The 12744-nt window shown below is 67.4% G+C and carries 13 protein-coding genes; 6 read left to right on the top strand and 7 right to left on the bottom strand.

All coding sequences use genetic code 11. The features are described from left to right. Positions 1–78 precede the first annotated feature (78 nt). Positions 79–483, bottom strand: coding sequence for a DUF3040 domain-containing protein (locus tag QXK92_RS02225; RefSeq protein ID WP_306240041.1), 405 nt, complete (start codon positions 481–483; stop codon positions 79–81). A 282-nt stretch (positions 484–765) separates the two neighbouring features. On the opposite strand from QXK92_RS02225, the gene QXK92_RS02220 reads away from it, so the two are divergent. After that, a complete protein-coding gene (locus tag QXK92_RS02220; protein ID WP_306240040.1) occupies positions 766–1365 on the top strand; it encodes an N-acetyltransferase in 600 nt (199 codons plus the stop codon). A gap of 83 nt (positions 1366–1448) precedes the next feature. After that, on the top strand, positions 1449–2135 hold the full coding sequence (locus QXK92_RS02215; protein ID WP_306244123.1) for a DUF3153 domain-containing protein: 687 nt from the start codon (positions 1449–1451) through the stop codon (positions 2133–2135). A gap of 157 nt (positions 2136–2292) precedes the next feature. On the opposite strand, the gene QXK92_RS02210 is transcribed toward QXK92_RS02215, so the two are convergent. Further along, entirely contained in the window at positions 2293–3186 is an 894-nt protein-coding gene (locus QXK92_RS02210) for a mycobacterial-type methylenetetrahydrofolate reductase (RefSeq protein ID WP_306240039.1), read from the bottom strand. A 202-nt stretch (positions 3187–3388) separates the two neighbouring features. On the opposite strand from QXK92_RS02210, the gene idsA2 reads away from it, so the two are divergent. Both idsA2 and QXK92_RS02200 read left to right on the top strand, forming a co-directional pair. After that, complete coding sequence (idsA2, locus tag QXK92_RS02205) at positions 3389–4450, top strand: bifunctional (2E,6E)-farnesyl/geranyl diphosphate synthase (protein ID WP_306244121.1); 1062 nt, start codon at positions 3389–3391, stop codon at positions 4448–4450. Between the two features lie 3 nt (positions 4451–4453). After that, complete coding sequence (locus QXK92_RS02200) at positions 4454–5977, top strand: alpha-(1->6)-mannopyranosyltransferase A (protein ID WP_306240038.1); 1524 nt, start codon at positions 4454–4456, stop codon at positions 5975–5977. Between the two features lie 20 nt (positions 5978–5997). On the opposite strand, the gene QXK92_RS02195 is transcribed toward QXK92_RS02200, so the two are convergent. Then, a complete protein-coding gene (locus tag QXK92_RS02195) occupies positions 5998–6402 on the bottom strand; it encodes an Rv2175c family DNA-binding protein (protein ID WP_306240037.1) in 405 nt (134 codons plus the stop codon). A gap of 80 nt (positions 6403–6482) precedes the next feature. Between QXK92_RS02195 and QXK92_RS02190 the strand changes: the two genes are divergently transcribed. Further along, positions 6483–7691: a protein kinase gene (locus QXK92_RS02190; protein WP_306240036.1), complete on the top strand. Its 1209-nt coding sequence runs from the start codon at positions 6483–6485 to the stop codon at positions 7689–7691. 11 nt (positions 7692–7702) lie between these two features. Here QXK92_RS02190 and QXK92_RS02185 read toward each other — a convergent pair whose 3' ends face one another. The 3 genes from QXK92_RS02185 to QXK92_RS02175 all read right to left on the bottom strand — a co-directional run bounded on the left by QXK92_RS02185 (position 7703) and on the right by QXK92_RS02175 (position 10593). Then, positions 7703–9091 carry a class II 3-deoxy-7-phosphoheptulonate synthase gene (locus QXK92_RS02185; protein WP_306240035.1) on the bottom strand — a complete coding sequence of 463 codons (1389 nt, stop codon included), beginning with the start codon at positions 9089–9091 and terminating at the stop codon, positions 7703–7705. A gap of 33 nt (positions 9092–9124) precedes the next feature. Beyond that, positions 9125–9631 (bottom strand): polyadenylate-specific 3'-exoribonuclease AS, encoded by a 507-nt coding sequence (locus QXK92_RS02180; protein WP_306240034.1) that lies wholly within the window; start codon positions 9629–9631, stop codon positions 9125–9127. A 98-nt stretch (positions 9632–9729) separates the two neighbouring features. Next, positions 9730–10593, bottom strand: a complete 864-nt coding sequence (locus QXK92_RS02175) for a hypothetical protein (protein ID WP_306240033.1) — start codon at positions 10591–10593, stop codon at positions 9730–9732. A gap of 92 nt (positions 10594–10685) precedes the next feature. Between QXK92_RS02175 and QXK92_RS02170 the strand changes: the two genes are divergently transcribed. Next, a complete protein-coding gene (locus QXK92_RS02170; RefSeq protein ID WP_306240032.1) occupies positions 10686–11963 on the top strand; it encodes a glycosyltransferase 87 family protein in 1278 nt (425 codons plus the stop codon). A gap of 12 nt (positions 11964–11975) precedes the next feature. Here the strand turns inward: QXK92_RS02170 and QXK92_RS02165 are convergent, their stop codons facing one another. Next, positions 11976–12725 carry a 1-acyl-sn-glycerol-3-phosphate acyltransferase gene (locus QXK92_RS02165; RefSeq protein ID WP_306240031.1) on the bottom strand — a complete coding sequence of 250 codons (750 nt, stop codon included), beginning with the start codon at positions 12723–12725 and terminating at the stop codon, positions 11976–11978. Positions 12726–12744 lie beyond the last annotated feature (19 nt).

Raw genomic sequence — 12744 nt, 5'->3', positions numbered from 1 at the left:
GGCGCGCGCATACCAGCGCGCATACAAAAACGGGGCAGCCCGGTGGGGCTACCCCGTCATGAAGCTATTGCGGTCGACCTACTCGTCGAAGCGCCGACGGAAGCGGTCCTCCATGCGACTGGTGAAGGAGCCGCCCGCACCCTTGGAGCGACGCTGCCGCGATGAGCCGGCAGCCGGGCCGCCGTGGTCCGGCCTGCCGGACAGCCGCTTGCCGGTGACCGCGTACACGACGCCGCCGAACATCACGACGAAACCGAGCACGCTCAGAATCGGGAAACTTCCGATCATCGTGGCTTTGAATGCCACGCCGGAAACCAGCATGCCCAGACCGACGGCGAACAACGCCGTGCCCTGCAGGCGACGACGCGCGGTCGGCGCCCGGAAACCGCCGCCGCGCACACTGGACGCGAACTTGGGATCCTCGGCATAGAGAGCGCTCTCGATCTGATCGAGCATTCGCTGCTCATGATCGGAGAGTGGCATTCGTCCCTCCTTGCCGACACACTGTCACGTAACCACCGGTAGCACGCGCCCTGCCCTTGTTAGGGCAATTAACCACAATGATACGAGGTCAATCTGCGCCGTACCACTGGTTCGCAGGCGATTCTATCCCGGCAGCGAGAGTGCGACGTGATCGGCCGCAATCAGATGATGGTGCAACCCGTCACACAGGCGTCCTGCGCCCAGTCGTGGCTTCCCGAACGCAGCGTCCGATACTGGAACCACCCGGAGCTCACCCGCAGACGATGAAAAGGACACCGCAAGTTGGCGACATTCCTCATCGATTTGCCGGCCAAAGAAATGGAGCGGCGCCTCGGCGACGCTTTGCGGGTCTATGTCGACGCCATGCGTTACCCGAGGGGCACGGAGAATCAGCGCGCCGGCATGTGGCTGGAGCACACCCGGCGGCGCGGCTGGAAGGCGGTCGCCGCCGTCGAAGTCGCCGATGACGCCGCCGGCCCCGGCTCGGAGGCCGAGCTGCGCTCCGCGCCGCTCGTCGGCATCGCCTACGGCTACCCCGGCGCACCCGGCCAGTGGTGGCAACAGCAGGTCGTCCTGGGGCTGCAGCGCAGCGGCTTTCCACCGCACGCCATTGACCGGCTGATGAACAGCTATTTCGAGCTGACCGAGTTGCACATCCACCCGCGCGCCCAGGGGCGGGGCCTCGGCGAGGCGCTGGCCCGCCGTCTGCTTGCCGGGCGTGACGAGAACAACGTCCTGCTCTCCACTCCGGAGAACAACGGCGAGGCCAACCGGGCCTGGCGACTGTACCGGCGGCTCGGTTTCACCGACGTCATCCGCAGCTACTACTTCACCGGCGATCCGCGGGCCTTCGCGATTCTGGGCCGCGCACTGCCGCTCTAACCGGACGGCTCGCCCGGGCGTTGCACCGGGTCTGGCACGATGACCTGGTGCGAGCCAGCTCACCCCCGCTTCCAGCCCGCGGATTGTTCACTGCACGGCGGCGCCGCGTGCTGGCCATTCTGATGCTGCTGATGCTGGTGCCGCTGGCCACCGGCTGCCTGCGCGTGCGCGCGTCACTGACGATCTCGCCCGACGACAAGGTGTCCGGAGAGATCATCGCCGCGGCAAAACCCAAGAACAACAAGGACACCGGGCCGCAGCTCGACACCAACCTGCCCTTCAGCCAGAAGGTCGCCGTGTCCAACTACGACAGCGACGGCTATGTGGGTTCCCAGGCCGTCTTCTCCGACCTGACCTTCGCCGAGTTGCCACAACTGGCCCATATGAATCCCGACGCCGCGGGTGTCAACCTGTCACTTCGCCGCAACGGGAACCTGGTGATCCTGGAGGGCCGGGCCGACCTGACCTCGCTGACCGATCCGGATGCCGACGTGGAGCTGACCGTCGCCTTTCCCGGCACGGTGACCTCGACGAACGGCGACCGGATCGAGCCCGAAGTGGTCCAGTGGAAGCTCAAACCGGGCGTGGTCAGCACGATGACCGCGCAGGCCCGCTACACCGACCCCAACACCCGTTCGTTCACGGGGGCGGGGATCTGGCTGGGCATCGCGTCGTTCGCCGCCGCCGGTGTGGTGGCGTTGCTGGCCTGGGTCAGCCGGGACCGATCACCGCGTTTCACGGCTTCGGGCGACAAGACGACGTCCGGTTAATCGCGATCGCAAGAGCGGCGTAGCCGGTCGCTGCGGGTCGCGACAATCGGTTAATCGCGATCGCAAGAGCGGCGTAGCCGGTCGCTGCGGGTCGCGACAATCGGTTAATCGCGATCGCAAGAGCGGCGTAGCCGGTCGCTGCGGGTCGCGACATTGGCTAAGCCCGGTCGGGCGCCCAGTAGGCGAGCATTTCGGCGAACGTCTCGAACGCGGGACCGGAAACGCCGTAGGTGGCCTCGAAGTGGATGCTGAGCGGAAAACCGAGTTCGGCCACCCCGTCGACCACCCGTTTGTACAGGTCCACCAGCATCCGGCGCTTCTGCTCGGGTTCGCTGCCGGCCAACTGCTTGACGAACTCCTGCTCTCCGGCCACCGCTTCGTTTCCGGGGTCCTGAATCAGCCAGTTGATCAGGCCGACGCGGCTCTCCATCTTGGGCACGAAACCGAAGGACAACAAAATCTCCGGCCGGTGATCGGTCTCCTTGGCGAACTCGGCCAGAAAATCGACGATCGCGTCGGAATACAGCAGCTGGGTCATGCCGTAGGTGGCGCCCTGGTTGCATTTGAAGTTGAACCGGCCGTGCTCGCCTTCCCGGGTGGGGATCACGATCACCCCGCGGTTGGCCACCGCGTCGCGGTAGATCGACAGCGCGTCGGTCGGTGCGACACCGGAGCCCTCACCGTCGTTCATCGTGCGCGGCACCCCGACGAACACCACGCCCTCCATGCCGGCGTCGGTCAGCTCGTGAAGGCGCCGGCCGAGGGATGCCTCGTCCATGAACGCGGTGACCTGGGTGCACAGTCCCCGCATGCCGGGTAGCTGCGGCCTGATGATCGACCAGAAGTCCAGGACGTCCAGCTTGGGCTTCATCGGCACCGGACGATCGTCGTCCTCGGCGATCATGCCGGGGATCATGACGTGCCGGATGCGGCCGTCGAGCCCCGATTCAGCCGAGTACCGCACCACTTTCTGCGCGTCTTCTGCCGCCTTCTCCTGACCCCCGTCCACGTTCGGCGGCACCAGCTCCAGCGCGATGGTGTTGAGCGTCACTCGGCTCCTCTTCCTTGTGTGAGAACTCCGACCCCCCGTGTCGGGCCACCACGACAGCATAGGGGCGGCCGGTGCGGCGACCGCAGCGCTGGGGGCTGCCGACGGGCCACCGACTGGCGGGCGGCATACACTGTCGGGCCAGAAGCACGCCGAGCAGAAAGGGGCACCTCCGGTGAGCCTGGAAGCATCGGCGGCCGTCCAGGTGGCCGGAGCCATCACCGATCAGCTGCGCCGGTACGTGCACGAACGCCGCGTCGAATCCGCCTTTCTCGGCGCCGATTATGCGGCATTGACCGCCTGGCTCGAGGACTTCGTGCTCAGCGGCGGCAAGCGGATGCGACCGGTCTTCGCCTACTGGGGCTGGGACGCGGTGAGCAGCGAGGCGCCCGACGAGGACGCGCTACTGCTGTTCGCCGCACTGGAGCTGCTGCACGCCTTCGCGCTGATCCACGACGACGTCATCGACGCCTCCGCGACGCGACGCGGCAAGCCGACCGCTCACATGCATTTCGCGGCCCTGCATCGCGACCGGGAGTGGCGCGGCGCCCCAGAGCAGTTCGGTGTGTCGGCGGCCATCCTGCTCGGCGACATCGCGCACGCCTGGGCGAACGACGTGATTGTGCGGGCGAGTTTGTGCCCGCCGGCCCGGCAGCGGGTCGAGCGCGTCTGGTCCGATATCCGGACCGAGGTGCTCGGCGGCCAGTTCCTCGACATCGTCGCCGAGGCTTCGACCCCGGCGTCGGCCGCCGAGTCGGTCGCGGCGGCAATGACCGTCGCCACCTATAAGACCGCCTCCTACACGGTGTCGCGACCCCTGCAACTGGGAGCTGCCGCCGCGGCCGACCGGCCCGACGTGATGGCGGCCTTCCAGCAATTCGGCACCGACCTCGGGGTGGCATTCCAGCTCCGCGACGACGTGCTGGGCGTGTTCGGCGACCCCGCGGTGACGGGCAAGCCGTCCGGCGACGACCTGCGCTCCGGCAAGCGCACCGTGCTGCTGGCCGAGGCCACTCAACTGGCCGACGAGTCAGACCCGGTGGCGGCCGACCTGTTGCGCACTTCGGTGGGTACCGAACTGACCGATGCCCAGGTGCGCGAACTGCGCACGGTCATCGAGGATCTGGGCGCTCTGGCCGCCGCGGAGAACAGGATCACCGATCTCACCCGGCGGGCGTTGGCGACGCTGGCGGCGGCGCCGATCAGCGCGACCGCCAAGGCCGGACTGTCCGAACTGGCCCGCCTGGCCACCGAGCGGACCGCCTGACCCATGGCAGCCCCGACCTCAGCCACGGCGAAACAGACCTATCCGCAACGCCTTTCCCGGCTGCGCGTGTTCGCAACCGCCGCCGAGGGCGCGCCGGCCCGACTGGGTTTTCTGGGGTCGGTGCTCATCACCACCGGCGGCCTTGGTGCCGGCAGCACTCGTCAGCACGATCCGTTGCTGGAGTCGATTCATCTGTCCTGGATGCGTTTTGGGCACGGCCTGGTGTTGTCCTCCATCCTGCTGTGGATCGGGGTCGGCCTGATGCTGATCGCCTGGCTGCGGCTGGGCCGGCGGTGCCTGGCCGGTGCGACCACCGAATTCACCATGCGGGCCACCACAGCGTTCTGGCTGTTGCCCCTGCTGCTGTCGGTGCCGGTGTTCAGTCGCGACACCTACTCCTACCTGGCGCAGGGCGCACTGCTGCGGGACGGCCTGGACCCGTATGCGGTCGGCCCGGTGGGCAACAACAATTCGCTGCTGGACGACGTCTCCCCCATCTGGACCATCACCACTGCGCCCTACGGGCCGGCCTTCATCCTGATAGCCAAAGTGGTCACGATGATCGTCGGCAACAACGTCGTGGCCGGCACGATGCTGCTGCGACTGTGCATGCTGCCCGGGTTGGCGCTGTTGATCTGGGCCGCTCCCCGACTGGCGCATCACGTGGGTACCGACGGCGCCAAAGCACTGTGGATCTGCGTGCTCAACCCGCTGGTGCTCATCCATCTGATGGGCGGGGTGCACAACGAGATGTTGATGGTCGGTCTGATGGCCGCCGGCATCGCGCTGACTCTGCAACGCCACCATGTCGCAGGGATCACGCTGCTCACCATCGCGATTGCGGTGAAAGCCACCGCGGGGCTGGCGCTGCCGTTCCTGTGCTGGGTATGGATGCGCCACCTGCGTGAGGATCGCGGCTGGCGGCCCGTGCGGGCGTTCCTGACGGCGGTGCTGGCCTCGCTGGCGATCTGTGTCATCGGGTTCGCGGTGCTGTCACTGGTGGCCGGGGTGGGACTCGGCTGGCTGACCGCGCTGGCCGGCTCGGTGAAAATCATCAACTGGCTGACCATCCCGACGGCCGCGGCGAACCTCATCCACGCCTTCAGCAGCGGCTTCTTCGCCGTGCAGTTCTACACCCTGCTGCGGATCGCCCGGCTGATCGGGATCCTGGTCATCCTGGTGTCGCTGCCGTTGCTCTGGTGGCGCTTCCGCCGCGACGACCGGGACGCGCTGCTGGGCATCTTCGGCGTGATGCTGGTAGTCGTGTTGTTCGTGCCTGCGGCGTTGCCGTGGTACTACTCCTGGCCGCTGGCGGTGGTGGCCCCACTGGCCCAGTCGCGTCGGGCGATGGCGGCGATCGCGGGATTCTCGACGTGGATCATGGTGATCTTCAAGCCGGACGGGTCCCACGGGATGTACTCCTGGCTGCACGTGGGGCTCGCGACCGCGTTCGCGGTGCTGGCCTGGCACTCGCTGTACCGCGAGCCGGAGCCGAGCCAGGAACAGGTCCCGGTCAGCACCCCCTGATCAGGATCGGTGCGCCCTGATCAGTACGCCATCGCCTGGGCGCGCCGTACCACCTCGCGGGCCTGGTGGGCATGCAGCGCGTCAACCGGGCGGGCGTTATTCAGCGCGTCGCGCGAGCCGTCACGGGTGACGGTCAACGACGGATCTGGGGTGAACAGCCACCGCACGATCTCGGTGTCGTGATAGCCGCCGTCATGCAGGATCGTCAACAAGCCCGGCAGGCTCTTGACCACCTGCCCGGTATTGGTGAAGAACACCTGCGGAACCACCACGCCGCCGGCCCGCCGAACTGCGACCAGGTGGCCTTCGCGCAGTTGCTGCAGGACCTTGCTCACCGGTATGCCGAGCAGTTCGGCGACCCGGGACAGGTCGTAGGTTGGCTCGTCGGGATCCAGAACATCATCGCCGGCCGGGATACTGCCCACGACGTCAGTCTAGAACTTGCCGGACGGTCAAGTGTGCGCGTTGTGCTGTCGAATTGCGCCGTCCACCTACGATGGCCCACGTGGTTGGAGGGGACCCGTTGGACAACGCCTTACTGGATGGCCGGTATCTGGTGCAGGCGAAGATCGGCAGCGGTGGCACCTCGACGGTCTATCGGGGATTGGACACGCGCCTTGACCGCCCTGTGGCACTGAAAGTGATGGACTCCCGTTACGCCGGTGATCAGCAGTTCCTGCACCGCTTCCAGCTCGAGGCGCGCACCGTCGCGCGGCTGAAGAACCCGGGCCTGGTCGCGGTCTACGACCAGGGACAGGACGGCCGGCACCCGTTTCTGGTGATGGAGCTGGTGGAGGGCGGCACCCTGCGCGAGCTGTTGACCGAGCGGGGTCCGATGCCGCCGCACGCGGTCGCGGCGGTGCTGCGCCCGGTACTGGGCGGGCTGGCCGCCGCGCACCGGGCCGGGCTGGTCCACCGCGACGTCAAGCCGGAGAACGTGCTGATCTCCGATGACTGCGAGGTCAAGATCGCCGACTTCGGCCTGGTGCGCGCCGTGGCGGCCGCCGGAATCACATCCAGCAGCGTCATTCTGGGCACCGCGGCCTACCTGTCGCCCGAGCAGGTCCGCGACGGCAACGCCGGTCCACGTAGCGACGTCTACTCAGCCGGGATTCTCACCTACGAACTGCTGACCGGGCAGACACCATTCAGCGGCGATACCGCGCTGTCGGTCGCCTATCAGCGCCTGGACAACGATGTACCGCCACCGAGCGCGGTAATTGATGGCGTGCCAAGACAATTCGACGAATTCGTGGCCTGCGCGACCGCTCGTGACCCGGCGCAGCGGTACGCCGACGCGATCGAGATGGCGGCCGATCTGGAATCGATCGTCGAGGAGCTGGGGTTGCCCGACTTCCGGGTTCCAGCGCCCCGCAACTCAGCACAGCACCGCGCGCTGGAGCACAGCCGCATGACGCAGCGCCCGGCCCCGTCTCCGGCTCCCCACCCGACCCGTCAGTTCACCCGAGAACCCGGGGAGGCCGCTCCCGCTGCCCCGGCGCTGCCCGACGACTACGACTTCGACGAGCTGGACGAGGCCGAATTTGGTCCTGACGCAGGGGAATTCGCCGGCATCCCGATGGACGAATTCGTCTGGGCGCGCCAGCACGGCCGCCGCATGGTGCTGATCTGGGTGGCCGTGGTGTTGACGCTGACCGGATTGGTGGCGACCGCCGCCTGGACGATCGGCGTCCACCTGAGCACGCTGCTCTAGTTCTGGTCGGGCTAGTCGCGCAGCATCTCCGCGACCAGGAAGGCCAGCTCCAGTGACTGCTGGGTGTTCAGCCGCGGGTCGCACGCGGTCTCGTAACGCCCCGCCAGATCGTTGTCCGAGATGTCCTGTGCCCCACCAAGGCATTCCGTGACGTTCTCGCCGGTGATCTCTACGTGGATGCCGCCCGGGTGGGTGCCCAGCGCGCGGTGCACCTCGAAGAAGCCCTGCACCTCGTCGACAATGCGGTCGAAGTGGCGGGTCTTGTAGCCCGTCGAGGACTCGTGGGTGTTGCCGTGCATGGGGTCGCACTGCCAGATCACCTGGTGGCCGGTGGCCTGGACCTTCTCGATGATCGGCGGCAGCACGTCGCGCACCTTGTTGTTCCCCAGCCGGCTCACCAGGGTCAGCCGGCCCGGCTTGTTGTGCGGGTCCAGGCGCTCGACGTATTCGACGGCCAGCTCGGGGGTCATGGTCGGTCCGATCTTGACGCCGATCGGGTTGGCGATCACCTCGGCGAACGCCAGGTGAGCGCCGTCGAGCTGGCGGGTCCGCTCGCCGATCCACACGGTGTGTGCCGAGAGGTCGTAGAGCTGCGGTTCGCCGTCCTGCACGTCTGAAAGCCGCAGCATGGAGCGCTCGTAGTCGAGCACCAGCGCCTCGTGGCTGGCGTAGATCTCGGCGGTCTGCAGGTTGCGGTCGGCCACCCCGCAGGCGCTCATGAAGCGCAGCGCACGGTCTATTTCGGAGGCCAGCGCCTCGTACCGCGCACCGGCCGGTGACGTGCGCACGAACTCGCGGTTCCAGTCGTGCGCCAGGTGCAGTGAGGAGAAACCCGACGACGTCAGCGCCCGCACCAGGTTCATGGCGGCGCTGGCGTTGGCGTAGGCCCGCACCAGTCGTGACGGGTCGTGCGCACGAACCGCGGCGTCGGGAGCGAAGCCGTTGATCATGTCGCCGCGGTAGGACTTCAGGCCCAGCGCGTCGATGTCGGCCGACCGTGGCTTGGCGTACTGGCCGGCGATACGGGCCACCTTGACCACCGGCATGCTGGCGCCGTAGGTGAGCACCACGGCCATCTGCAGCAGTGTCCGGATGTTGCCGCGGATGTGGGGTTCGGTGTTGTCGGTGAACGTCTCCGCGCAGTCACCGCCCTGCAGCAGAAATGCCTCTCCCCGGGCCACCTGCGCGAGCTGTTCCTGCAGCCGGACGATCTCCGACGGCACCGTCACCGGCGGCACGCTTTCCAGCACCTTGCGCATCGCCGCCGCTTGATCGGGGTCCCAACTCGGCTGCTGGGCGGCCGGCTTGGCCAGCGCCGCGTCCAGCTGCGCCCGCAGGTCGGCAGGCAGCGGAGGCAGCGGCGGCAGCTGGTCGATCGGAATGTCGACGGTCCAGTTCATCGGTCCATGGTAGCTGTGGCCGTTCGTGGCTGATCAGGGCGAACGCCGCTGGCCCACATCGTCGCTGGCGGCGATAATCTGGAAGCGGCGCAGCTGATCCCGCGCGTCGACCAGCGCGTCGTGTGCGTCCGCAGATCTGGGCGGCAGCCGCGGGGATCCCCGGTCCTCCCACAGTTGGCGCAGCTCCCGGGTGAACCGCGGGATCGCCCTGGGCAGATTGGGCATCGTGCCCCACAGCTGACACAGGACCACGTGGTCGTAGGCCCCCAGCCAGGCCCACAGTTCGATGGGCTCAGAGCCGTTGACACCCAGGAATTGCTCCAGGTCAGCGCGGATCCGCCGGCGCGAGCGCCACAGCTGGGACGACGGTGACGGAAGCTTCGGCAGCACGTGGGACCGCACCCAGGTGCCCGCTCGTCCGGGATCGAATTCCGAGGAAACGGCGTAATACTCCCGGCCGTCTTCGGCGACCACCCCTATCGAGATCAGCTCGATGGTGCGGCCGTCCTCAATGAATTCGGTGTCGTAGAAGTACCGCACCGCCGCAGCTTAGTTCGCCTCAGCTGCGCGAGCAGACGCGAACTCGCACGCTGCGGCGCGCCGCAGTGCGAGTTCGCGTCTGCTCGCGGTTGCGGCAGTTACCCACCGATCAGGATGGGCCCGGTGTCGGGCGGCGGTGCGGGGTGCACCTCGAGGTCCAGTTGCGCGTCGACGGTGCGCTCGTCGGGCAGCCGCGGAGTTCCGGCGATCGCGCCCTGTAGCCAGAGCTTCGCCTGCACCACCGGCCGTCGCCACCGGCGTTCGCGCTGCAGCGCGCGCCGCATCTTCGCCGGCCGGGCGGTGTAGCGCCACCGCGCCCACGGGGCGTGCGGGCGCGACAGCCGGACCGCCCCGATGATGAGCAACACCACAATGAACATGCCGAGTAGCCCGGTCCACACCTTGCCCTTGAGGAGCACGATCACCGCCAGCGGCAGGGTGAACACCAGCGCCGCGGCAAGCGTGCTCTGCAGTGTCAGCCAGTCGCCGTCGTAGCGGATGGGCAGCACGAACATCAGCGGATGCAAACCCAGCATCAACAGCCCGGCCACCGCGACCGCGGCGAACACGGCATCCACCGAGCTGCGGCCGTCTTCTTCCCAGTACACATCGGACAGGTGCAGGATCAGCGCGTACTCGTCCAGCACCAGCGCCGCGCCCACACCGAAAAGTATTGCCGCCAGGGTCAGTTGGGGTTCTTGGCCATTGACCGCCAGCGTCACCAGGGTGAGGCCGGACAGCATGACCAGCACCACACCGAACGCCACGTGGTGGATGTGCACGGTTCCGACATGGATATTGCGCGGCTGCCACCATCGGGCCGGCCGGTCGCGGTCGGCCCGATGGCGGATGAAGCGGACGCAGGACCGCGTGACGAAGAAGGTGAGAATGAAGGCGACCAGACAACACAGGAGCGGGAGCCGACCGCGGTCGATGATGTCGTGCTGCAGCCAGTGGTGCACCTCAAAAAAGCTACGCCGGACCCGAGCGTGGTTCCGGCAAGCCGCGCTGCACGGGCCAGACAAGCCGAAATACCCGTTAGGCTGTCTTCGACATGAGTAAATGGCGGTCGCCCGGGGTGGGCAGTCGACTCGGGCGGGTTTCGCTATGGTGCCTGCTCTGGCTGCTTGCCGGCCTTGCATTGACGTACACGTGCTGGCAGTTATTCGGCCACATTCCTTACCGCATCGATATCGACGTGTATCAGATGGGCGGCCAGGCCTGGCTGGACGGCCGGCCGCTCTACCACGGCAACGTGATGTTCCACACACCCATCGTGGACCTCCCGTTCACCTATCCCCCGCTGGCCGCCATCGCGTTCAGCCCGTTCGCCTGGATGGGGATGCCCGTCGCCAGCGTGGTGATCACCGCGCTGACGCTGGTGGTGCTGTTGGTGTCGACCACGATCGTGCTGACCCGCCTCGACGTGTGGGCCGAATCGGCCCTCCTGCCCGGGCCCGCATGGCTGCGCCGCGCCTGGCTGGCGGTCGTGATCGTCGCTCCGGCGTCGATCTGGCTGGAACCGATCGCATCGAATTTCGCCTTCGGCCAGATCAACGCCGTGCTGATGACATTGGTGATCGCCGACTGCTTCCCCCGCCGGACCCCCTGGCCACGCGGCCTGCTGCTCGGTTTGGGTATCGCGCTCAAGCTGACCCCGGCGGTGTTCCTGCTGTATTTCCTGCTGCGGCGGGACAACCGGGCCGCGCTGACGTCGCTGGCGACGTTCGCGGGCGCGACGGTGCTGGGCTTCGCGCTCGCCTGGCGAGACTCGTGCGAGTACTGGACGGAAACGCTGCAGCACACCGACCGCATCGGCGAGGCGGCGCTGAACACCGACCAGAACATCGCGGGCTCGCTGGCCCGGCTGGGGCTCGATCAACACGAGCGTTTTCCGCTCTGGGTGCTGGCCTGCCTGCTGGTGCTGGCTGCGACGGTCTGGGCGATGCGCCGCGTGCTCAAAGCCGGCGAACCGACGCTGGCCGTCATCTGCGTCGCGCTGTTCGGGCTGGTGGTTTCCCCGGTGTCGTGGTCGCATCACTGGGTCTGGATGCTGCCCGCGGTACTGGTGACCGGGGTCCTGGCCTGGCGTCGCCGCAACATCGCGCTGGGCGTCGTCACCGTCGCGGGGCTGGCATTGATGCACTGGTCGCCAATCGACCTGCTGCCCAAGCACCACGAGACGACGGCCAACTGGTGGCGCCAGCTAGTGGGGATGTCCTACGTCTGGTGGGCCCTGGCCGTCATCGTCGTCGCCGGCCTCACGGTCACCGCGGCCATTGCGCCCACGCGCTCGGCGCCCCGGGAACGAACCCCGGTCGCGGCGGCTTAGCGCTTCAGTCCTTCAGCCGACCGCGGTCTCGGGAATCCGCGACGCAACCGACGACTCCGGTTTGGCAGCCTCGGTGTCGCCGTCCGCGGCGGTGCCGTCCTTGACGCTGGCGGCGTAGATGTCGACGTATTCCTGGCCGGATAAGCCCATCAGCTCGTACATGACCTCATCGATGACGGCGCGTTCGATGAAGTGGTTCCCGGCCAGGCCGTCGAAGCGGGAGAAGTCCATCGGCTTGCCGAAGCGGACCGTGACCCGGCCGAACCGCAGTCGTGTCGTGCCGGGTGGGTTCACCACATCAGTGCCGATCATCGCCACCGGGATCACCGGAACGCCCGTCTGCAGGGCGAGTCGCGCCAGGCCTGTCTTGCCCTTGTAGAGCCGTCCGTCCGGCGAGCGGGTGCCTTCGGGATACATGCCGAGTAATTTGCCCTGACCCAGCACCTGCTCGGCGGTCTGCAGAGCGGCCTGTGCGGCTTCGGAGTCGGTTCGGTCGATCGGCACCTGGCCGACGGCGGTGTAGAACCAGCGGTTGAACCAACCTTTGATCCCGGTGCCGGTGAAGTACTCGGACTTGGCCAGGAAGGTGATCCGGCGCCGCACGACCAGTGGCAGGAAGAAACTGTCCATCACCGCCAAGTGGTTGCTCGCCAGAATCGCCGGACCGGAGCTCGGAACGTGGTGCAGCCCTTCCACTTTCGGGCGGCCGATCAAGGACAGCAACGGACCCAGGAGGACGTACTTAAACAGGTAGTACCACATTGGCCCTCCCTCTCGCCCA

Source organism: Mycobacterium sp. TY815, from assembly GCF_030755135.1.
GTDB lineage: Bacteria > Actinomycetota > Actinomycetes > Mycobacteriales > Mycobacteriaceae > Mycobacterium.
This window is presented reverse-complemented; position numbering and strand designations above follow the sequence as displayed.

Excerpts from the sequence above, each read along its gene's own strand:
- QXK92_RS02225 (WP_306240041.1), bottom strand. The coding sequence starts at position 483 with ATGCCACTCTCCGATCATGAGCAGCGAATGCTCGATCAGATCGAGAGC.
- QXK92_RS02200 (WP_306240038.1), top strand. The coding sequence starts at position 4,454 with ATGGCAGCCCCGACCTCAGCCACGGCGAAACAGACCTATCCGCAACGC.
- QXK92_RS02185 (WP_306240035.1), bottom strand. The coding sequence starts at position 9,091 with ATGAACTGGACCGTCGACATTCCGATCGACCAGCTGCCGCCGCTGCCT.
- QXK92_RS02170 (WP_306240032.1), top strand. The coding sequence starts at position 10,686 with ATGAGTAAATGGCGGTCGCCCGGGGTGGGCAGTCGACTCGGGCGGGTT.
- QXK92_RS02165 (WP_306240031.1), bottom strand. The coding sequence starts at position 12,725 with ATGTGGTACTACCTGTTTAAGTACGTCCTCCTGGGTCCGTTGCTGTCC.